The following is a 19,451-nucleotide window of genomic DNA, read 5'->3' as shown; positions in this document are numbered from 1 at the left end:
ACGACTTCGCACTTGAACTCCTCCCCGGCCTGAAGCCGGAGATCCTCCCGTCGCGTAGCGGTTAGGCGGCGCGCGGGGGTTGACGCTTCGCGGACCGGGCAGCCCCGAGGTCTCCACGTCCTGACACCACAGTTCCTGCGGCGTTGCGAATGTTGATCGCGGCGTTGGTGTCGGCATGGCCGGTCCACCCGCACCCGGGGTTGGCACACGAGAACCGGGTGCCGTCACGGGAGGCCGGGTCGCGGTGCCCGCACCGGTGACAGGTCTGCGACGTGCCCGGGGCGGGGACCTTCACCACCAGCCCGCCGCGATCACGGGTCTTGTACTCCAGCAGGGTGACCGTGCGGCCCCACGCCTCGCCGGTGATGGCTCGGTTAAGCCCGGCTTTCTGCCGCACGTTGCGGCCGGGTCGTTCGATCGTGCCCTTGGCGGAGCGGACCATGTTCGTGATCTTCAGATCTTCCACCACGACCACGCTGAAGGTGGCGGCGAGTTCGGTGGTGGTCCGGTGCTGCCAGTCGACGGCTCGGCGCTTGGCTGTCGCGCGGAGCCTGGCGATCTGGTCGTAGGTGCGGGTCAGCCGACGCGAGGCCGGCTGTCCGGGGGTGCGGGCGCCGCGCCGGCGGGCGGATTTCTTCTCCAAGCGGCGCAGGCGCTCTTTCTCACCGGCGCTCAACCAGGGGCCGTGCTCGCGTGTGGTCTGGTCCGACAACGCCAGGGCGACGGTGATCCCCCGGTCGATCCCCACAGCCGGACCGGGATGGGCGCCGGTGACCGGGGCGGCCATGGTCTCGGTGCGGAACACGATCTGCCAGCCGAAGGCGTCCTTGACCAGCCGGGCTCCGGTGATCCGCCCGGCCGGGCCGCCCTGGGTGACGCCGGGCAGGCCGGCGGTCCAGCGGAACCGCACCCGCCCGACCTTGGGCAGGCTGACCGCGCCCCACCGCCGGTTGACCCGTTTGATCTGCAGATCGCGGGCCTGCGGCACATCGACGGCCGGCCGTGATCGGAACCGGGCCTTGAACGTCGGTCGCTCGGCGGGATGCTCCGGGTTGAAGAAGTTCGCCCACGCCTGCCGGTAGGTCTTCAACACCGCCTGAGCCGCCTGAGCGGGCAGGCGGCCCAGCCAGTCGATCTCCCGGCGAGCCGCCCGGATCGCCGCATCGCACTGCTTCAACGTCGCCAGGCGGCCCTGCCGGAAGGTGACGTACTCGTGCAGCAGGTTCCACAACGCGCGGGCGGTGTGCGCCTGACCGTCCAGCACCGCCACCTGGGCCGCGCTCAACTCCAGCCGGGCCACCTGCGCCCGCGCTTGTTTCACCAACTCCACACCGTGATCGTATCATTTGGTTTATGTCACCAAGATGGGAACCGAACCCTGATGTGCGCACCGGAAGGCACGTCGAATATCACCTTCATGCCCATTTGGTGTTCCTCACCAAGTACCGGCGGGGGGCTCTCACCGGCCCGATGCTGGTCCGCTGCGAACAGATCATGCGGGAGGTCTGCGCCGACTTCGAGGTCGAACTTCGCGAGTTCAACGGCGAAGACGACCACGTTCACCTACTGGTCCACTATCCGCCCAAGGTCGCCCTGTCCAAGCTGGTCAACTCGCTGAAGGGGGTTTCAGCTCGGATGCTGCGCAAGGAGTTCGGCACGCACGTCCGCGACCACCAGTCCGGTGGCCGTTTCTGGTCTGGCTCCTACTTCGCCGGGTCGGCCGGCGGGGCCCCGCTGACTGTGGTCAAGCAGTACATCGAGCAGCAGAACCGGCCGGTCTGATCGGGGGTGGACGGTAGAACCGGGAAACCGGCTGTCACGCGCTCATCCGTCCCTCCCCCTGGCCCCGGTCCCTGCCGCCCATCGACCCGCCACCGTCGGCCTCGCCCTGCTCGATGGTGCCGGGGGTGTAGTAGCGGCGCAGCCAGGCCGCCAGCCCGTCCAGTCCGGGGAGCAGCATCCGCTCGGTGACGCCCGCCTGGTCGAGCCGCTCCCTGATCTCCGCCTTGACCCGTGGCGGAACCGTCCATCCAAGGCACAGCCGGGGATGCTCGCCGAGCCACTGTTCCACCTGGAACGTCGGCCGGGACGTCGCCGACAGCACCGACGACTGATTGACCACCCTCTCGTCCAGCGACGGCGGCTCGAAGAAGGCCAGGAACGGCTGGTCGGTGGTGAGCCTGTCGAAGCTCGCCAGATCGCGGGCCGCCTCGCCCAGCATCTCGGTGGTGAACACCAGCGCCCCTTCGCGTTCCAGCGGCGCGCGCAGCGACTCGGGCAGCAGCCGGTGGGTGCGGTCGCAGTCGACCGCGAGCAGGGTGCCGTCCTCCTCGGGCCAGGAGGCGGTGGTGAAGTGCAGGGCCACCAGGGGCGAGAAGGTCCAGTCCAGCAGCCGGGTGGGCAGTCCGTGGTGCTGGCCGAGCGCCAGCCAGTCCCACACGGTCGGGCCCGGGATCGCGCGGTGGGCGTACTTGCGGAAGTTACGCACCAGATGCGGCTCCAGCGCCGCGTAGTCACCCTCCAGCCGCGCCAGGCTGGACACGTGTGAGAACGAGCTCTTCGCCAGGCCGCGGAAGACCAGCGTCGAATGCGCGAGCCCCGGCCGGCGGGATCCGCTGGCCTCGCAGATGGCGTCGTCGAGCTCCCTCCAGGAGGACACCTCTTTCATCCTCACCCGGCCTCCGCTGCCCCGGGCCTTCGTCCCCACACCTGCCGTTCATTGAGTTTCAAGGGTTCTCAGTGATTCGCCCGGTGTGGGCGAAGGTCCTCGTCTGATCCGGGCAGTGGGTGCCCGGTGCGGGGTTGACGTTTCACGGCCACCTGCCCCGCCGGGCGGGGTCTTAAGGTCGGCTCCACGTCCGTTTCGGGTCTCCGGGCCACTCCCGGCGACCGTACGCTCCACCAAAGAGGCGAGGTTGCGCGCGGCGTTCTCGTCGCGGTCCATCGACAGGCCGCACCCCTCACAGACGTAGGTGCGCACCCGCAGCGGCAGTTTGGCTTTCACCGCACCGCAAGATGAACACGTCTTGGAGGAGGGGAACCAGCGGCTCGCCACCAGCAACCGGCCGCCGTGCCAGGTGGTCTTGTAGGCGAGCTGGCGGCGGATCTCCCCGAACCCGGCGTCGGAGAGGGCGCGGGCCAGCCGCCGGTTGCGGATCATCCCGGCCACGTTGAGGTCTTCGACCACGATGGTGCCGTACGTCCGTGCCAGGCTGGTGGTGAGCTGGTGGATGCCGTCACGGCGCAACGCCGCCACCCGATACTCCGCCCGGTTACGGGCGGAGTTCGCCCGCAGCCACCGCTGCGACGGCCGTTGCCGGGTGCGCCGGTCGGGGCCGTGTTTGCGGGAAACCGCCCGCGACAGACGGCGCAACTTACGCGCGGCCGTCGTCAGGTGGCGGGGGTTGGGCACCGGGGGGCGTCCGTCGGAGAACACCGCGAGGGTCTTGAGGCCGAGGTCCACCCCGATCACCGCGTCCGGCCGGGCAGGCAAGGCCACCGCTCGTTCGGTGTGCACGGTGAAGCTGATATGCCAGCGGCCCTCCACCCAGCGCACCGTCGCCGAGGCGATCCGCGCCCCACCCTCCGCTAGGAGGCGGGCGAGTTTGCCGACCGGCTCGTGCGTTCTGATCCGGCCCAGCACCGGCAGCACCACGTGAGTATTGCCGTCCAGCCGGATCGTCCCGGTGGTGAACCGCACCGACCGGGCCGCGCGGCGTTTGGTCTTGAACCGGGGAAAACCCACCTTCGGGCCCTTGCGCTTACCGCTCTGGGAGTCACGCCAGTTGGCCAGAGCGTCGGCGAGGCGGGCCAGCCCGCAGGCGTAGGCCTCCTTGGAGTTGCCCGCCCACCACGGCGCCACCTCGTCCTTGACCTGATTCCAGCGTTTCCGCAGGCTGTACATCGACCACGACAGGGCCGGGGTGAGCTGATCCTCGGGGATGCCGTAGGAGCGCTCGGCCTCCCGCTGCGCCAGATTCGCCTTCACCTGCGCCAGGCCCCAGTTGAACGCCACCCGCACCGCCCCGCAATGCGACGCCAGCACAGCAACTTGACGTGGCGTGGGATCCAACGCGAAACGGTAGGCCTGCACGACCCGCACGACGATCCCGTCCCCCGCATTCGAGAGTATGTGCGAACGACTCTACCAGTATGACCGTACGTTGAGTAACTTTTTGCATGCTTACCGCAACGGCGAAGGTGGGGTGGGCAGCGCCGGGCAGGCGCTGCGCCAACTCGCAGGCCCCTTCAGTGCTTCGTCATGCCGGCCATCAGCTCGCAGCCCCCGGATCACCACGTGACACACCGCGATCACGCTAGAGAAAACCAGATAAGACTGACGAACACTGATACGAAGCACAGCGGTTGCCAACCCCCGGGGGTCACCGATCCAGCATGCGGGTGAGCCGGGCCAGCGCCCGCGCGATCTGCTCCGGGCTGAGGCCGAGCACCCTGCGCTGGTAGCCGTACACCTCGGGGGCCAGGGGGGCGAGCAGGACCTCGACCAGCGCGTCCGGGCCGGGGGTGCCCGCGGCGGACAGGAGCGCGCGCACGTGGGCGCGCCAGAAGCCGTACGCGCCCGTCTCGAAGCGGGAGCGGCCCACCTCCGAGCCGAGCACCAGGTGGGAGTGGTCCTCCAGCAGGCGCACCATGGCGGCGTAGAAGGCGGCCAGCCGCTCGGCGGGCGGCGCTCCCGGGCCCAGCGGCGGATCGCCGCGCAGCAGGCGCTCCTGCAGCTCCCGTTCGTGGTCGTCGAGCAGCGCCACGGCGATGGACGCCCGGTCGGGGTAACGGCGGTAGAGGGTGCCCCGGCCCACCCCGGCCTTCTTGGCGATGTCGTCCATCGTCACGTCCTGCGGGGGCCGCTCCGCGAACAGCAGCGCGGCCGCCTCGAGGATGCGTGCGCGGTTGTGCGCGGCGTCGGCTCTCTCCATACGCCCGATTGTATGTGGACACGCCGTCCGGTTATAGTCAACCGGACACCGTGTCCACATACGACGGGGAGAGACCTCATGCTGCTTCACTTGGACGGCAGTGCCCGCGGGGCGTCGATCTCGCGAAAGCTGTCGGGCGTGTACGCCGAGACCTGGCGGGCCGCCCATCCCGGAGCCGGCTACGTCTACCGCGACCTGGCCGCACGGCCCGTGCCGCACATCGGCGAGGCCTGGACCGAGCTGTGCGACCACATCCTCGAACACGAGATCACCGACATCTCGCGCTATCGGGAGGCGGTCCGCACCCCTGCCCAGCGTGCGGCCTGGGCCATCGTGGAGCCGCTGCTCGACGAGGTGGTCGCGGCCGAGGTGATCCTCATCGGCACGCCGATGTACAACTACTCGATCCCCTCGGCGCTGAAGGCCTGGCTGGACCAGATCACCTTTCCCAGGATGTCGCTCGCGGGCCGGTCGTTCGTGGTGACCAGCGCGCGCGGCGGCGCGTACGGCCCCGGCACTCCTCGCGAGCCGTACGACCATCAGGAGCGCTATCTGCGCGACTTCTTCCAGGGGCACTTCCGGGTCGAGGACGTGCGGTTCATCCACGCCGAGCTGGCCAACGCCCGCCTCGACCCGGCGCTGGCGCACCTGCGTGAGCGGCACGAGGAGTCGCTGGCCGCGGCGCTGAAGGAGGCCGCCGGATAGCCGGCCGGTCCTGAGGAGTGTCCCGGGGCGTCGGCCGGGGCCGGCGTGGTGCGGAGGAAGCCTCAGGAGAGGCCGCTTCTCACCTCGCAGGTGCCCGTGCGCCCGTGCCATTCGGTGAGCAGGACGGTCGCGTCGTCGTGGAGCCGGCCGTCATGGTGGTCGAGGACGTCCTTGATGAGCCGGCGCAGCGTCTCGGGGACGGGCAGCCGGGCGGCGCAGTGGCGCAGGATGAAGTCGACGAAGCGGGCCACCCCGAACTCCTTCCCCTGATGGCTGCCGGCCTCGATGATGCCGTCGGTGTAGAGAAGCAGGCGGTCGCCCGGTTCGAGCTGCTCGCGGCAGACGCTGACGGGCTGGTCCAGGCCCAGGCCCAGCGGTGGCGCGGGCGGGCAGTCGAGCGCGGTGATCCACCGGCCGCCCCGGATGAGGATGGGCGGGGGGTGGCCTCGGTTGACCCAGGTGAGCACGCCGGTGCGCAGATCGAAGTCGGCCATGACGGCGGTGACGAACCGGCAGCTCTCCCCCAGCTCCTTCAGCAGCAGGCTCTCGATGCCCTCGCTGTTGGCGGCCAGATCCGCGCCCCGCCGGCGCAGGCTGCGGGAGGTGGCCAGGGCGAGGTTGGCGGCCAGCCCGGCGGCCAGGTCGTGCCCCATGGCATCGAAGATCGCCAGATGGACGATGTCGTCCGCCAGCGCGTAGTCGAAGGCGTCGCCGCCGATCTCGTAGGCCGGCTCCAGCATCCCGGCGACCGTCACCTCGGCGTTGGCGAATGTCAGCGGGGGCATCAGGTGCCAGAGCATCTCCGCCGCCACGTTCATCGGCCGCGAACGCACCAGGCGGGGGTAGGCGTCGCTGAAGGCGCGTTTGCTCGCCACGAAGAGCGCCACCATCGCGGCCAGCGCGCGGACGAGTTGCTCGTCCACGTCGTCGGGCCGGTCGGCCAGGACGTGCAGCACGCCCAGGCGTTCGGCGCCGTTGCGCAAGGGCACCCACCAGCAGCCCTGGCCGTTCTCGTCACGATGGCGCAGAATCCGGTCCTCCTGGAAGGCGCGGCCGCCGTAGGTGGAGTCGATGCGCAGCTCTTCGGGCGGTTTGTCGTTTCCTTCGGGCACCGGGGCGTCCAGGTCAGGAAGCAGGCGCATCCTGGTCTGCTGCAGGTCGGCGAGGTAGATCAGGCAAGCCCGGATGCCCGCCGCCGGAAGGTGCTGTCCCACCAGGGACGGCAGTCGTTCCAGGGTGGCCTGCCCGCCGAGGTCCAGCAGGCTGACCAGCATCCGATCCACGCTGCGAGGGCCGTTCATGGCGTTGTTTGCCCCTGTTTCGGCTGATTCTTGCTGACAATTATCGGCGCCTCACCCGCTTGATTCGTGAAAGCCCATGTCAAAGGTGGTTAAACGGCCCAGGAAAACCAGGAGCGCTTCGCCGTACCCGCATCGTGACGCGGAACGCAAGGGGGCGTGACCTGGTGGTCACGCCCCCTCAGGACCTGGTCACACGACGGCGCCCGAGCCCTCGCGCGACCGCTTGGCCCGCGGCTTGGGCGGCTCGGGGGGCGACTGCCCGTCGAATCTGCCGAGCACGATCGCCATCGGCCCCGCCACGAACGACGACGACAAGGTGCCGACCACGATGCCCGCGACCAGCGCGATGGCGAAGTCGCGCAGGGAGTCCCCGCCGAAGACGGCCAGGGCCACCAGGATGAACAGCGCGCCCAGCCCGGTGTTGACCGTCCGCGGCATGGTCTGCAGGATCGCCCCGTTCACCGCCTCGGACAGCGGCGCCTTGCGCCGGGCCGCCCACAGCTCGCGCACCCGGTCGAACACCACCACCTTGTCGTTGACCGAGTAGCCGACGACGGTCAGCATCGCGGCGAGGAAGACGCCGTCGATCGGCTTGCCGAGCCAGGCGAACAGTCCGATCACGACGGAGACGTCCACCAGCAGCGCGATCACCGCCGCCGCGCCGAACGACCACCTGAACCGGAAGGCCAGGTAGGCGAGCTGCGCCGCCACGGCCACGGCCAGCGCGATCAGGGCGTTGCGCCGCAGCTCCTCGCCGAGGCTGGGGCCGATGAACTCGTCGCGCTGCTTGGTCACCTCGCCCGCCTGCCCCTCCAGCGCCGCCTCGATCTTGGCCACCTCGGGGATGGTGAGCGCGCCGGCCCGCACGGAGACGCCGTCGCCGGACGACTGCACCACCGCGTTGGGGAAGCCCGCCTGGGCCACCGCCTGCCTGGCCTTGTCCGCCGACAGCGGCTGGGCCGTGCCGAACTCGACGATCCTGCCGCCGGTGAACTCGACGCCGAAGTTCAGCCCGCGGGAGAACAGCCCGGCGAGCGCCACCACCGCGATGCCGCCCGCCACGATCAGCCACAGCTTCCTGGCGGACATGAGCTGCGGGTTCTTGCGCGTCAGCCAGGTCCTGACCGAGCCGATGGAGCCCAGACCCGAGATGCGGGGCCCGATCCGGTTGATGGCCAGCTGAGTGAGCGCCCTAGTGATCACCATGGCTGACACCAGCGAGGCCAGCACACCGATCCCGAGCGTCACACCGAAGCCCTTGACCGGGCCGGAGGCCAGCCAGAACAGCAGGCCGGCGGCGATCAGGGTGGTGATGTTGGAGTCGGCGATGGCGCTCCAGGCGAACTTGAACCCCCGGTCGAGCGCCGACTTCAGGCCGCGCGCCGGCGCCTGGTGGTACTCCTCCCTGGCCCGCTCGAAGACGAGCACGTTGGCGTCGACGGCCATGCCGATCGCCAGCACGAACCCGGCGAGTCCCGGCAAGGTGAACGTCGCCCCCATCGCCACCAGCACCGCGTAGGCGATCAGGCCGTAGCAGACCAGCGCGACAGCGGCGAGGAGGCCGACGAGGCGGTAGACGATGATGATGAACAGCGTGGTGGCGATCAGGCCCACGACGGCGGCCTTGGCGCTGGCCTCGATCGCGTCCGCACCGAGCGTCGGGCCGACCGTGCGCTGCTCCACCAGGTCCATCGGCAGCGGCAGGGCGCCGCCCTTGATCAGCACGGCCAGCTCGTTGGCCTCCTCATGGGTGAACGAACCGGTGATGTCGGTGCCGCCGCCGGGGATGCCGGCGCGGCACGGCACGGACGGGTCGACCTGCGGCGAGGAGATGATCTCCTTGTCGAGCACGATCACGACCCGCCGTTTCGGGTCGCCGGCGGGGGCGCAGGCGGCCTCGCCGGTCATCTTCTGCCAGGCGGCCGCGTCGCGGAACTGGACGCTGACCCACCAGCCGGGACCGCGCTGCGGGTCGCTCTCCGCCGCCGCGTCGGTGATCCCGTCGCCGCTGATCACGGGCGGGGTGAGCTTGAGCGGCTGCCCGCTCTCGTCGGGCAGCGCCGTCTTGTCGCCCTGCTCGGCCAGGCCCTCCACCGAGTGGAAGGCGAGCTGGGCGGTGCGGCCGATGACCTCGGCCGCCTGCTGGGGGTCGAGCACGCCGGGCAGCTCGACGATGATCCGCTTCTCGCCGGAGCGGACCAGGGTGGGGTCGACGACCCCGAGCGCGTCCGCCCGGCGGCGGAGCACGTCAAGGGCACGGTCGGTGGCCTCCGAGTCCGCCTTGACCGTCGGCGAGTCCTTGGTCTCGAAGACGAGCTGGGTGCCGCCGCGCAGGTCCAGTCCCAGGCGCGGCTCCGTACTGAAGGCGAGGAACAATGAGGTGGCGATGACGGCGAACGCCGCCAGCGCGCGCCACAAAGGCGCACGTGACATGAAAAGCCTCCACAGGGCTTAAAGGGCTCAAAAGTGCAAGAAAAGGTGTCTTCAGCGCACTGTGGAGGGCGGCGCCCGCGCGGACGTGGTGTCGCGGTGCCGGGTGACGGGGGCGCCGGTGGCGGGCCGCCGCACGACGACGGCCCAGGTGGTGCGCGCGTGCGGGCCGCCCGACGCGAGCACGGCGCTCCCGCCGCCGATCACGTCGTACGGGCCGGTCCGCGCGTGCGCCGAGGCCGGATGGAAGGGCAACTGCCGTGCGCCGGGATGCTGCTCGGCGTGCCAGGTCGCCTCGTGCACGACGCCGACCTGGGCGGCGGCGTGCGCGTGCCCGGTGGCGGGCAGGAACCAGGACAGCAGCAGGAGCAGCGCGGCGGGCAGTCTGGTCCGCACGGCGCCTCCCCTCTGTCTCGGTTTCTGCCTTGGTCCGTCTGGCCGCGTACGGTCCCGCGGGCCCTCCTCACCGTAGCCTGCGCCCGGCGTGCCCGCTGGAGACATCGCTGTGCGGGGGCCCAAAGTGGGCCTTGTCCCTGAAAGCGGGAGCGCGGGCAAGTGCCCTTCTCAGAAAAGTGGGCTATGGTCGGCCTCATGGCGACCTGGGGCACTTCTCGTTCCTCCGCCGCTTTCCCGGCGGTGGTGGTTCTGCTGCTGCTTGCCCTGGTCATGGCCGCTTCCGCGCCCACCTGGGCGAGCGGGAGCGCCGAGCGTTCCGGCATCACCGACGTGATGACGCCGGGCTCCGAGGTGTCGGCCCTGTCCACCCTGCCGTTGCAGCCTTTCCGCGGCCCGGAGCACCTGCCGCGCCTGGGGCTGCCCCGCCACGAGGCCCAGCCCGCGTCCGTGCGGCCCGCGCTGGCCTGGTCCGAGGCCGACTCGGCGAGCATCCGCGGGCCTCAGCAGCCCGGGCACCGGGCCGCCGGTTCGCGAAGTCCGCCGGCCCTCTAGAGGTCCCCGTCCTTCCCCCTTGCCGCCTCCACGAGGCTTTGCGGCGCCGCCACGCGCCCGACGGCACCGGGGCTCATCGGCGTATCCGCCTCGCGGACCGCGCCGGAATCCTCAGGCTGGGAGCGATGACTCATGGCTTCATTGCAGACATTCATGCAGGACTACGACCACCACCTGGCGCGTCTGGAAGAGCTGCGCGAGCTGCTGGAGGAGCGGCTCACCGCGGCCCGTGACGTGCTGGCCGGGATCGCCGTGCCAAGCCAGGCGGGGCCGGCCAGGGAACAGGTCGCCGCGATCGAGGCGGCGCTCGAGCGGATGGACCGCGGCCTGTACGGCACCTGCCGGCGGTGCAGCGCCTTCATCCCGTACGAGGTCCTGCTGCGCGCTCCGCAGGAACAACTCTGCGCCGGCTGCGGCAGCGCGGGACGGACAGAGCACACGGGGCGGACGCGCAGCGCGCGGCGGGCCGAGAGCCCGCTGGGGACGGAAGGTTCCGCGCGGACAGAGGGTTCCGTGCGGACGGACGCGGGGCGCGCTGGGACGGCGGCGTGATCGGTGACGACCGCGCGCCCGAGCTGAACCGCCGGGCCACGGTCGTTCTCCGCATACCCCGGCCCTGTTGACGGGCCTCGCCACTCACTGATCATCGACGAATCGGGCGCCGGACCCCGGCGTCCGTTCTGGCGCGCGCGGCGAGGGACGGACGGTGACGGGCGAGCGCCCGTCGAACGAGACGACGCCGGACGTCGCACGGCATTCCCGCCCACCTCGCACGGGCTCCGACGCCCTGCGGGCGATCACACCTGCACGGCCGGTCAGCCGTGCCACGACTTCACGAAGGAACACCCATGACCCAGCACGACGAGTTCACCATGATCAGCGACACCCAGGTCCAGTCCATCACCGAGCACCTGCGCACGCAGCTCATCTGGCGCACGTCGCGCCTGGACGAGCTCAGGGCGCTGGTGGACAGCGGTGGAACGGACGACGGGTCACGGCAGAGCGTGCTCGCCGACCTGGCCGCCACCGAGCGGATGATCACCGACATCAACAAGAGCCTGGCGCGACTGGCGGAGGGCACCTACGGCCGGTGCGTCGACTGCGACGCGTCGATCCCGTTCGAGCGGCTGAAGATCAGGCCGTTGACCCGCCACTGCATGCCCTGCCGCCAGCGGCACGAGGCTCGCTGACGACAGGCCGCGCGCCCGGTGCGGGCGCGCGGCGACAGCCCTGTGCGGGCGCGCGACGTCGACCCGGTGCGGGCGCCCGGCGTCGGCCCGGTGCTCAGTGAGACCAGCGCTGTCAGGCCGTGTCATGGTTGAATCTTGCCCAGTGTCGGACCGGCGGTGTGGGGGGACAGTGCTGCAAGCATGGGAGAAGGCGACGCGGGCCGCCTGCGGACGCGCCCGGTGACGTCGCTGGGGGCGCTGCGGTGGCTGCCGTTCGTCGTGCTGTTCGCGGTGGCCGTGATCGACCTGCTCGCCGGGCCGTCGCTCGGCTTCCTGCCGCTCCTCACCCTCGGCCCGACGTTCGCGTCGGTGTCCGGCGGCGTGCGGCGGACCGCGATGGTGGGCGCGGTGGCGATCGTCATCTGCGTCCCCCTGGCCTCCTACAACGGCCTGCTGCTCAAGCGGCAGAACACCATCACCATCGTCACGATCGTCGGCGTCACCGCCGCGAGCATGCTGGCCGCCCACCTGCGGCTCAAGCGTGAGCGGGAGCTGGCGAACGTCCGGCTCGTCGCGGAGGCGGCCCAGCGCGTCCTGCTGCGCCCGGTCCCCCGGCGGGCCGCCGACCTGCGGGTGGCGCTGTCCTACACCTCCGCCGCCGCCGAGGCGCAGATCGGCGGCGACCTCTACGAGGTCGTCACCACGCCGCACGGCGTACGCCTGCTCATCGGGGACGTGCAGGGCAAAGGGCTGGCGGCGGTGGAGACGGCGGCCTGGGTGCTCGGCGCCTTCCGCGAGGCCGCCTATGACGAGGCGGAGTTGCCGGATGTGGGCGAGCGGCTGGAGGCGAGCCTCGCGCGGCATCTGAGCGGCGAGATGTTCGTCACCGCGATCGTGGCCGAGGTGCACCACTCGGAGATCTCGCTGTACAACTGCGGCCATCCGGCGCCGCTGCTCATCAGCCCGGACGGGCGGATCACGGCGATGGAGCCCCCGCACGAGGGGCTGCCGCTCGGACTCGGCGCGCTGGCCGCCGACCGGCCGAAGCCGCACCGGGTGATGTTCGAGAACGGGGATCAGATCCTGCTGTTCACCGACGGGGTCATCGAGGCGCGCAACGCCTCCGGCGAGTTCTATCCCCTGGCCGAGCGGGCCCCGCTGCTGATGGCCGACGACCCGCAGACGGCGCTGGACTCCCTGCGGGGCGATCTGGTGCGGCATGTCGGGGGGCCGCTGCTCGACGACGCGGCGATGCTCCTGCTCCGCCGCATCCCCGCCTGAACCGACCGGAGGTGAGCCGGTACGCCGGGCGCGAACCTGCCGAGACCCGAATGACACAATGTCCGGTATGGAGGTACGTATCCGGAACAACGTCGTGGTCACCGGGCAGCCCGGCGCACCGATCGTGATGCTGGCCCATGGGTTCGGCTGCGACCAGAGTCTCTGGCGGCTGGTGGCGCCCGCGCTGGCCGAGGAGTTCCAGGTCGTCCTGTTCGACTATGTCGGCTCCGGGCGTTCCGACGTGTCGGCGTGGCGGGAGGAGCGCTACGCGTCGCTGGACGGTTACGCGGACGACGTGCTGGACATCTGCCGCGAGCTGGACCTGCGGGACGTGGTGTTCGTCGGCCACTCGGTCAGTTCCATGGTCGGCGTCCTGGCGGCGGCGCGCGAGCCGCTCCGCTTCGGCAAGCTCGTGCTGCTCGTCCCCTCTCCTTGCTACATCGACGAGGGTGACTACCGGGGCGGTTTCAGCGCCGCCGACATCGACGAGCTGCTCGACTCGCTGGAGTCCAACTATCTGGGCTGGTCCGCCACCATGGCCCCGATCATCGTGAACGCCCCGGACCGGCCCGAGCTGGGCCAGGAGCTGACCGACAGCTTCTGCCGCACCGACCCGGCGGTCGCCCGGGTGTTCGCCCGCACCACGTTCCTGTCCGACAATCGCGAGGATCTCGCTTCGGTGAAGATGCCGACGCTGATCCTGGAGTGCCGGCAGGACATGATCGCGCCGCCCGAGGTGGGCGCGTATGTGCACGCCGCGATCCCCGGCAGCCGGATCGTCACGCTGGACGCGGTCGGCCACTGCCCGCAGCTGAGCGCCCCCGAGGTCACCGCCGCGGCCATCGCCTCCTTCGCCCGCGACTGACGATGAAACCCCGGCCCGCCCCCGAACAGCCCGAGCGACCCGGCCAGGACGGCATGGCCGACGTCAGCGCCCTGCTGGAGGACAGCGCGGAGGAACTGTACGAGAACGCCCCCTGCGGCTACCTGTCCACGCTCATGGACGGCACGGTCGTCAAGATCAACAGGACCCTGCTGAACTGGGTCGGCTACACCCGCGCCGAGGTCATCGGCCGGCTGCGCTTTCCCGATCTGCTCACGGTGGGCGGCAAGCTTTACCACGAGACCCATGTCGCGCCGCTGCTGCGCATGCAGGGCGAGCTCAACGGGATCGCGCTCGAGATACGGACCGTCAACGGCAGCCGGCTGCCCGTGCTGGTCACCTCCGTCGTGAAGACCGCGGGCGACGGCCGGCAACTCCTCGTCCGGACCACGGTCTTCGACGCCCGCGACCGCCGGGCGTACGAGAGCGAGTTGCTGCGCGCCCGGCACGAGGCGGAGGAGGCCCGGCGGATCGCCGAGCGCGACCGCGAGCGGCTGAAGAGCGTGCTGGGCACGCTGCAGCGCAGCCTGCTTCCCCCCTCGCTGCCCAAGGTGCCCGGCCTGGAGGCCGTCGCCGCCTACCACGCGGCCTCGCAGGACGACCTGAGCGGCGACTTCTACGACCTGTTCGCACTGGGCGGCGAGCGCTGGTGCTTCTTCCTCGGTGACGTGTGCGGCAAGGGGCCGGAGGCGGCGGCGGTGACCTCGCTGACCCGCGCCACGTTGCGCGCCGCAGCCCTGCACGCGCCGGAGCCGATCAGCATGCTCGGCACGCTCAACACCGCCCTGCAGGAGCGCTATACCGGCGACAGCTCACGCTACTGCACGGTCATCGTCGGCATCCTCGCCGCCGAGCGGGACGGCTTCACCGTCACCCTGGCCGGCGGCGGCCATCCCCCGGCGCTGCTGCTGTGCGCCGACGGCCGGGCCTGCTACGTGCCCACTACCGGCGGGATGCCCGTCGGGCTGCTGCCGTCGCCGTCGTTCGTCGTCGCCGAGGCCCGGCTGGAACGCGGCGACACCCTCCTGCTCTACACCGACGGGATCACCGAGGCCCGCACCTACTCCGGCGACGGACGCTACGGCGACGAGGCGCTGCTGGCCTTCGCCGGCAGGCTGGCCCCCACATCGGCCGCCGCCACGATCGCGGCGGCCACCCGCCTCATCGAGAGCTTCGGCGCGGGCGTCGACGACGACACCGCCCTGCTCGCGCTCGGCGTCCCACCCACCTGAGCCCGTACCTGCCCTGACCCCGTTTCTGGGAGGCCCGCGGCCTCGCCATCAAGAGGAGTGCGTATGGACACGGCATCCGGTGCCGACGTGGAGCCGTCGAGCCACGACACGGCCATGCTGGACTACAACGCCTGGCTGTTCTGGCATGAGGCGACCGAGGAGCGGCGCCAGGCCCAGCTCGGCCGGCAGGCGGCCCTCGCCGAGCTCACGGGCGGCTCGATCGGGGCGCGCGTCTTCATCTCGGAGCTGGCCATGGTGCACCCGAGCGGCCTGCGGATGGGCGACGACTCCTACATCGCCGCGCACGCGTACGTCACCGGCGCCTTCCACGCGGGCCACGACTGCAGCGTGAACGCCTTCGCCGTGGTGCGCGGCGCGGTGACCATGGGCGATGGCGTCCGCGTCGGCGCGCACACCTCGATCCTCGGCTTCAACCATGCGATGGAGCCGGACCGGCCCGTCCACCGGCAGCCGCTGACCGAGCGCGGCATCACCATCGGCGACGACGTCTGGATCGGCTCGAACGTGGTGATCGTGGACGGCGTCACGGTGGGCTCCCACGCGGTGATCGGCGCGGGCTCCGTGGTGACCAAGGACGTGCCCGCCTGGGCGGTGGTGGCCGGCAACCCGGCCCGCCTCATCCGCGACCGCCGCCACACCTCCCGCGCCACCGGCACCGCACACGCCCTGGCCGGCCTGGCGGCCAGGGCCAGAGAGCAGGCGGCCGCGATCATCGAGCGAAGCTGGGAGCCGAACACACCCGTCGCCCGAGGCGCGGCCCCCACCGACCAGACGCACAACGGCCAGAACGCACCCGCCGACGGAACACCCACCGGCCGGTACGTGAACGCCCCCGGTGAGCCCGCCACCCTGCGGGCGCACGCCGATGCCGTCGAGCTGTCGTACCTGCTGTCGGACGCTCCCCCGGGACAACTGCCGCAGGCCGAGCATGTCCGCAGGCTCCGGCAGGGCCAGGACCCGGTGACGGGCCTGACCCCGCTGCTCGACGCCGCCGGCTCGCCCGGGCCGCCGCCGGCGGGGTTCGAGGACGGGTCGGCGCACTATCACGTGCTCAGCCTCGGGTACGCGCTCGATCTGCTCGGCTCCCGCTTCGAGCACCCCGTCGGCGCGGTCGCGCGGATGTCGCCGGCCGACCTCACCGCCGTGCTCGACGGGCTGGCGTGGCGGGCCGGCGGCTGGGGTGCGGGAGCGACGGTGGACACGCTGGGCACCGCCCTGATGTGGAACCTCCGCCACTTTCCCGCCCCAGGCTCGCGCACCGCCGTCGACGCCTTCCTCGGCGGACTGCTGGTGCGCTGCCGCCGCGACAGCGGCCTGTGGTCCCCGTCCCGCGCGGCCGACGGGCTGCTGCAGGCGGTCAACGGCTACTACCGGGCCGTACGGGGCTCGTTCGCGCAGTTCGGGCTGCCGGTGCCGTACCCGGAGCGGGTCATCGACACGGTGCTGGCGCACGCCGCCGACGAGCGGCATTTCGGGCCCGGCCGCACCACCGCGTGCAATGTCCTGGACGTGGCGCATCCGCTCTGGCTGGCCCGGCGGCAGAGCGCGCACCGGGCCAAGGAGGTGACCGCCTGGGCGGCCGGGCAGGTGGACGCGATCATCGGGCAGTGGGTCGACGGCCAGGGCTTCCCGTTCGCCCATCCGCCGTTGAGCGGCCCCCAGCACCGCGACCACCGGCCGGGCCTGCAGGGCACCGAGATGTGGCTGGCGACCCTGTGGTACGTCGCCGACCTGCTCGGCGTCGCCGAATCGCTCGGCTATCGTCCCCGTGGCGTGCACCGGCCCGAGCCCGCGCTGGACGCGCATGACGACCAGGCGGTCACTCCTGGCCGCTGAGCCGGTCGCGGGCCTCCTTGAGCTCGGCGCGAAGCACGGTGAGCTCGCTTTCGAGCTCGAGAATGCGGCGGATGGCGACGAGGGTCATGCCCTCGTCCGCCATCCGCGTGACGTGCTGGACGGCCATGACGTCCCTGCGTGAGTAGCGGCGCTGGCCGCCGGCCGATCGGCTGGGGCTGATGACGTCGTGCTGGTCGAGGCGCCGCAGGAAGGCCTGCCGCACCTGGAGCATCTCGGACACCTGACCCAGGGAATAGAGCGGCGCGCGCTCGTCGTCGAAGGGCAGCTCGGACATCATGACCTCCTCGGGTCCGGGGGGCGGGAACCGGGGCGCCCGCCCCCCGGCACCCGCATCAGGCCCTGATGGCCTTGTTGTCGGCGCGCTGGATCTCGACCTTGCGCGGCTTGGCCCGCTCCGTGACGGGGATCCGCACGGTCAGCACGCCGTCCGTGTAGCCCGCCTCGATCCTGTCGCTGTCCAGGTGCTCCGACAGGTAGACGCGCCTGGTGAAGGTGCCCATCGGGCGCTCGCGGACGAACAGCCGCTCGTCCTGGCCGATCTCCTCCTCGCGCGTGGCGGTGACGCTGAGGACGCCGCGGTCGACGGTCACCTCGACGGAGCCGGGGTCCACGCCCGGAAGGTCGAAGCGCAGGACCACGTCGTCGTCGCGGCGCAGCCCGTCCATCGGCATGACGGCGGTGTCGAACGATTTACGGGCCAGTTGGCTGAACTGGCGCTCGAACTCCTGAAGGAACGGGTCGATGGACGTGAGAAGCATCTCTGCATACCCCCTTGGTCGCTTCTTCGGTGACACCTAACTTCTAATCACAGTTGTAGGTTACCTCTCCTTCCGATGTCAAGCGACGTCGGCGGAGAAATCTTCGACGGCGTGCCGGCGGTGGTCCGGCGCGGGTGAGCCGGTCCCTCCTACATGGCTCACCCGCGAAAGATGGGTGCCAGGCCCGATAGTGGAACCTGCCGCCAACGGCCAGAGTGGAGGGACAGCGAGCAGGAAGGAGAGATGATGAACGCGATCGCCCTCGGAGTGAGCATGATCATGATCCTGCTCGCCGCCGCCGTCATCAGAGCCGTCATCGTCTTCGTTCCCCGAGGCCGGCGGCTCGTGGTGACCAGGCGCGGTCGCGAGACCACGGTGAAGGGCCCCGGTCTCACCGCCGTACTCCCGGGAGTGGACAACGCGGTCATGACCCCGCACGAACCCGACTACCTGGACATCCTCTGGCTCGCCGCCACCACGGCCGACGGGGTGACGGTGAGCGTCAACGGTCTCGCGCTGGCGTCGGTGCGTGACCCGGTCGGCTACGCCCGGCATCACACCTCACCGATCTCGGCGACCGTCACCGAGGCCGAGGAGGCGATCCGCCGCTTCGTCTCCCGCCACGACCTGATCGAACTGGCCGGACTGACGGACGACGACCTGCGCGAGCTGTCGGCCGAGATCACCGAGCGCACCGGCGCGTGGGGCGTCGAGGTGGCCCTGGTCGAGTTCTCCCGGATCGAGATCCGGCTCAAGGAGGACCTGCTGGAGTGGGCCGACGGGTTCGCCATCCGGCGGGCGGCGGCGCTGGCCGCCCAGCACGACGGATCCGGCACGGCCACCCTGCCCGTGGCGGCCTCGCAGACAGTGCCCCCGCAGACGATGACGTCGCAGACCGTGCCCGGCACCGGGACGTTGCACCACCGCCTGACCCTCGGCGGGCAGCGCCTGGCCGTGCTGGCGCAAGGCGCCGAGCGCACGCTGTTCGTCTACGGCTCCGGCGTCGAGGACACGCCGCTGCGGACCATCGTGCTGGCGCGGGACGAGGCCGACGACCTGGCCGAGCTCCTGCACAGCAGCTCGGTCCCCGACCGGCTGGCGGTCGTGGAGCGCCACCTCGCCGACCTCACCACCCAGGCCCGCTGACCGGGGACATCCCTCTACTTCGATCCGTTCAGGAGCGAGTCGGGCACCTCACCGATCAGCTTGCCGGTCACCGTCGTGGACTTGGGCGCCCTGATCGACACCTTGGTCCCCCAGCCGGTGAACCGGCTGTCGACCGTGACGGTCATGCCGCTCTTGTCGCCGTACACGTACGAGCTCTTCACGCTGCTCACGAGCCCGGCCGAGGTGAGGGTGAGGGTGTAGGACACCTTTGTGGCCTTGTTCACGCGCAGCGGGGCCGACTTGGTCGCCCAGGGCGACACCTTGTCGAGCTCCTTGAAGGTGATCTTCCCGGTGATGGCGCGCCGGGTCACTTTTCCCTTCTTGATCAGGACGGCCAGAGTCCGAGGCTCGACGGGGTTGATGGCCTGCCCCAGATAGCCACCGGCGCCACCGGTGTCACGGGACTTGTACCAGGTCTTGCCTTCAGGAAGCAGTTTCTTCACCGAGCCGCCCGAGGTGTAGCCGACCTTGCCGATGTTGATGACCCGCTCGCGTCCCATGCCTGACGTGGCCACGGTGTCGGAGGCCGCGATCCCTTGGGCGCCGAACTGGAAGGTGCCCTTGCGGCTCTGCGCCTTCACTGTGCGGGCTTCGCCCGACAGGGTGGTGGTCTCGGTGAAGCGCACGCCGTGCCCGGCGACGAATTGGCCCTTCAGCGCCCGTACGGGATCTTTGGCCTTGGGGGCGGCGGCCTGGGCGGGGAGGGCCACCAGCAGGGGGGCGCAGGCCGCCAGCGCGATGATCGTCTTCTTCATGAAGGTGATC

20 protein-coding genes are annotated in these 19,451 nt (G+C 71.0%); 10 read left to right on the top strand and 10 right to left on the bottom strand.

Going from position 1 to position 19,451, the window contains the following annotated elements:
• Window positions 1-61: 61 nt before the first annotated feature.
• Complete coding sequence (locus IEY87_RS22125) at window positions 62-1,330, bottom strand: RNA-guided endonuclease InsQ/TnpB family protein (protein WP_225277242.1); 1,269 nt, start codon at window positions 1,328-1,330, stop codon at window positions 62-64.
• A 23-nt stretch (window positions 1,331-1,353) separates the two neighbouring features.
• On the opposite strand from IEY87_RS22125, the gene tnpA reads away from it, so the two are divergent.
• Window positions 1,354-1,782 carry an IS200/IS605 family transposase gene (gene tnpA / locus IEY87_RS22120; protein WP_189140627.1) on the top strand — a complete coding sequence of 143 codons (429 nt, stop codon included), beginning with the start codon at window positions 1,354-1,356 and terminating at the stop codon, window positions 1,780-1,782.
• A 34-nt stretch (window positions 1,783-1,816) separates the two neighbouring features.
• Here the strand turns inward: tnpA and IEY87_RS22115 are convergent, their stop codons facing one another.
• The 3 genes from IEY87_RS22115 to IEY87_RS22105 all read right to left on the bottom strand — a co-directional run bounded on the left by IEY87_RS22115 (window position 1,817) and on the right by IEY87_RS22105 (window position 4,934).
• Window positions 1,817-2,659, bottom strand: a complete 843-nt coding sequence (locus IEY87_RS22115) for an FRG domain-containing protein (RefSeq protein ID WP_225277241.1) — start codon at window positions 2,657-2,659, stop codon at window positions 1,817-1,819.
• Window positions 2,660-2,716: 57 nt separating this feature from the next.
• The gene (tnpB, locus tag IEY87_RS22110) at window positions 2,717-4,102 is read right to left on the bottom strand and encodes an IS607 family element RNA-guided endonuclease TnpB (protein ID WP_189140626.1); all 1,386 of its coding nucleotides are present in this window, start codon (window positions 4,100-4,102) and stop codon (window positions 2,717-2,719) included.
• A 280-nt stretch (window positions 4,103-4,382) separates the two neighbouring features.
• The gene (locus tag IEY87_RS22105) at window positions 4,383-4,934 is read right to left on the bottom strand and encodes a TetR/AcrR family transcriptional regulator (protein ID WP_189140625.1); all 552 of its coding nucleotides are present in this window, start codon (window positions 4,932-4,934) and stop codon (window positions 4,383-4,385) included.
• A gap of 78 nt (window positions 4,935-5,012) precedes the next feature.
• Between IEY87_RS22105 and IEY87_RS22100 the strand changes: the two genes are divergently transcribed.
• Complete coding sequence (locus tag IEY87_RS22100; RefSeq protein ID WP_189140624.1) at window positions 5,013-5,639, top strand: FMN-dependent NADH-azoreductase; 627 nt, start codon at window positions 5,013-5,015, stop codon at window positions 5,637-5,639.
• A 62-nt stretch (window positions 5,640-5,701) separates the two neighbouring features.
• Here IEY87_RS22100 and IEY87_RS22095 read toward each other — a convergent pair whose 3' ends face one another.
• The 3 genes from IEY87_RS22095 to IEY87_RS22085 all read right to left on the bottom strand — a co-directional run bounded on the left by IEY87_RS22095 (window position 5,702) and on the right by IEY87_RS22085 (window position 9,766).
• Window positions 5,702-6,940, bottom strand: coding sequence for a PP2C family protein-serine/threonine phosphatase (locus tag IEY87_RS22095; protein WP_225277240.1), 1,239 nt, complete (start codon window positions 6,938-6,940; stop codon window positions 5,702-5,704).
• A 189-nt stretch (window positions 6,941-7,129) separates the two neighbouring features.
• On the bottom strand, window positions 7,130-9,373 hold the full coding sequence (gene secD / locus IEY87_RS22090; protein WP_189140623.1) for a protein translocase subunit SecD: 2,244 nt from the start codon (window positions 9,371-9,373) through the stop codon (window positions 7,130-7,132).
• Window positions 9,374-9,424: 51 nt separating this feature from the next.
• Complete coding sequence (locus IEY87_RS22085; RefSeq protein WP_189140622.1) at window positions 9,425-9,766, bottom strand: hypothetical protein; 342 nt, start codon at window positions 9,764-9,766, stop codon at window positions 9,425-9,427.
• A 195-nt stretch (window positions 9,767-9,961) separates the two neighbouring features.
• On the opposite strand from IEY87_RS22085, the gene IEY87_RS22080 reads away from it, so the two are divergent.
• The 7 genes from IEY87_RS22080 (at window position 9,962) to IEY87_RS46995 (ending at window position 16,740) form a co-directional block, all read left to right on the top strand.
• Window positions 9,962-10,318 carry a hypothetical protein gene (locus tag IEY87_RS22080; protein ID WP_189140621.1) on the top strand — a complete coding sequence of 119 codons (357 nt, stop codon included), beginning with the start codon at window positions 9,962-9,964 and terminating at the stop codon, window positions 10,316-10,318.
• 132 nt (window positions 10,319-10,450) lie between these two features.
• On the top strand, window positions 10,451-10,870 hold the full coding sequence (locus tag IEY87_RS22075) for a TraR/DksA family transcriptional regulator (protein ID WP_189140620.1): 420 nt from the start codon (window positions 10,451-10,453) through the stop codon (window positions 10,868-10,870).
• Window positions 10,871-11,166: 296 nt separating this feature from the next.
• A complete protein-coding gene (locus IEY87_RS22070; protein ID WP_189140619.1) occupies window positions 11,167-11,508 on the top strand; it encodes a TraR/DksA family transcriptional regulator in 342 nt (113 codons plus the stop codon).
• A gap of 180 nt (window positions 11,509-11,688) precedes the next feature.
• Window positions 11,689-12,768: a PP2C family protein-serine/threonine phosphatase gene (locus tag IEY87_RS22065; RefSeq protein WP_189140618.1), complete on the top strand. Its 1,080-nt coding sequence runs from the start codon at window positions 11,689-11,691 to the stop codon at window positions 12,766-12,768.
• Window positions 12,769-12,835: 67 nt separating this feature from the next.
• A complete protein-coding gene (locus IEY87_RS22060) occupies window positions 12,836-13,633 on the top strand; it encodes an alpha/beta fold hydrolase (RefSeq protein WP_189140617.1) in 798 nt (265 codons plus the stop codon).
• A 2-nt stretch (window positions 13,634-13,635) separates the two neighbouring features.
• Window positions 13,636-14,883: a PP2C family protein-serine/threonine phosphatase gene (locus IEY87_RS22055; protein WP_189140616.1), complete on the top strand. Its 1,248-nt coding sequence runs from the start codon at window positions 13,636-13,638 to the stop codon at window positions 14,881-14,883.
• A gap of 63 nt (window positions 14,884-14,946) precedes the next feature.
• A complete protein-coding gene (locus IEY87_RS46995) occupies window positions 14,947-16,740 on the top strand; it encodes an acyltransferase (RefSeq protein WP_308112953.1) in 1,794 nt (597 codons plus the stop codon).
• Here IEY87_RS46995 and IEY87_RS22045 read toward each other — a convergent pair.
• Together IEY87_RS22045 and IEY87_RS22040 are read right to left on the bottom strand one after the other, a co-directional pair.
• A complete protein-coding gene (locus tag IEY87_RS22045) occupies window positions 16,724-17,035 on the bottom strand; it encodes a MerR family transcriptional regulator (RefSeq protein ID WP_225277239.1) in 312 nt (103 codons plus the stop codon). The two genes, IEY87_RS46995 and IEY87_RS22045, sit on opposite strands and share 17 nt — an antisense overlap.
• 58 nt (window positions 17,036-17,093) lie before the next feature.
• The gene (locus IEY87_RS22040; protein ID WP_189140614.1) at window positions 17,094-17,519 is read right to left on the bottom strand and encodes an Hsp20/alpha crystallin family protein; all 426 of its coding nucleotides are present in this window, start codon (window positions 17,517-17,519) and stop codon (window positions 17,094-17,096) included.
• A 243-nt stretch (window positions 17,520-17,762) separates the two neighbouring features.
• Here IEY87_RS22040 and IEY87_RS22035 point away from each other — a divergent pair, with 243 nt between their 5' ends.
• Window positions 17,763-18,665, top strand: coding sequence for an SPFH domain-containing protein (locus IEY87_RS22035; RefSeq protein WP_189140613.1), 903 nt, complete (start codon window positions 17,763-17,765; stop codon window positions 18,663-18,665).
• Window positions 18,666-18,679: 14 nt separating this feature from the next.
• Here IEY87_RS22035 and IEY87_RS22030 read toward each other — a convergent pair whose 3' ends face one another.
• Entirely contained in the window at window positions 18,680-19,441 is a 762-nt protein-coding gene (locus IEY87_RS22030) for a hypothetical protein (protein ID WP_189140612.1), read from the bottom strand.
• Between the last annotated feature and the right edge of the window lie 10 nt (window positions 19,442-19,451).

The sequence above is a fragment of the Nonomuraea glycinis genome, assembly GCF_014646515.1.
Classification (GTDB): Bacteria; Actinomycetota; Actinomycetes; order Streptosporangiales; family Streptosporangiaceae; genus Nonomuraea; species Nonomuraea glycinis.
This window is presented reverse-complemented; position numbering and strand designations above follow the sequence as displayed.

Bases quoted from the DNA above. Each gene is read 5' to 3' on its own strand.
- IEY87_RS22080 (WP_189140621.1), top strand. From the start codon at position 9,962: ATGGCGACCTGGGGCACTTCTCGTTCCTCCGCCGCTTTCCCGGCGGTG.
- IEY87_RS22055 (WP_189140616.1), top strand. From the start codon at position 13,636: ATGAAACCCCGGCCCGCCCCCGAACAGCCCGAGCGACCCGGCCAGGAC.
- tnpA (WP_189140627.1), top strand. From the start codon at position 1,354: ATGTCACCAAGATGGGAACCGAACCCTGATGTGCGCACCGGAAGGCAC.
- IEY87_RS22040 (WP_189140614.1), bottom strand. From the start codon at position 17,519: ATGCTTCTCACGTCCATCGACCCGTTCCTTCAGGAGTTCGAGCGCCAG.
- IEY87_RS22070 (WP_189140619.1), top strand. From the start codon at position 11,167: ATGACCCAGCACGACGAGTTCACCATGATCAGCGACACCCAGGTCCAG.
- IEY87_RS22060 (WP_189140617.1), top strand. From the start codon at position 12,836: ATGGAGGTACGTATCCGGAACAACGTCGTGGTCACCGGGCAGCCCGGC.
- IEY87_RS22030 (WP_189140612.1), bottom strand. From the start codon at position 19,441: ATGAAGAAGACGATCATCGCGCTGGCGGCCTGCGCCCCCCTGCTGGTG.
- IEY87_RS22045 (WP_225277239.1), bottom strand. From the start codon at position 17,035: ATGTCCGAGCTGCCCTTCGACGACGAGCGCGCGCCGCTCTATTCCCTG.
- secD (WP_189140623.1), bottom strand. From the start codon at position 9,373: ATGTCACGTGCGCCTTTGTGGCGCGCGCTGGCGGCGTTCGCCGTCATC.
- IEY87_RS22105 (WP_189140625.1), bottom strand. From the start codon at position 4,934: ATGGAGAGAGCCGACGCCGCGCACAACCGCGCACGCATCCTCGAGGCG.
- IEY87_RS22100 (WP_189140624.1), top strand. From the start codon at position 5,013: ATGCTGCTTCACTTGGACGGCAGTGCCCGCGGGGCGTCGATCTCGCGA.
- IEY87_RS22095 (WP_225277240.1), bottom strand. From the start codon at position 6,940: ATGAACGGCCCTCGCAGCGTGGATCGGATGCTGGTCAGCCTGCTGGAC.
- IEY87_RS22075 (WP_189140620.1), top strand. From the start codon at position 10,451: ATGGCTTCATTGCAGACATTCATGCAGGACTACGACCACCACCTGGCG.
- IEY87_RS22035 (WP_189140613.1), top strand. From the start codon at position 17,763: ATGATGAACGCGATCGCCCTCGGAGTGAGCATGATCATGATCCTGCTC.
- IEY87_RS46995 (WP_308112953.1), top strand. From the start codon at position 14,947: ATGGACACGGCATCCGGTGCCGACGTGGAGCCGTCGAGCCACGACACG.
- IEY87_RS22065 (WP_189140618.1), top strand. From the start codon at position 11,689: ATGGGAGAAGGCGACGCGGGCCGCCTGCGGACGCGCCCGGTGACGTCG.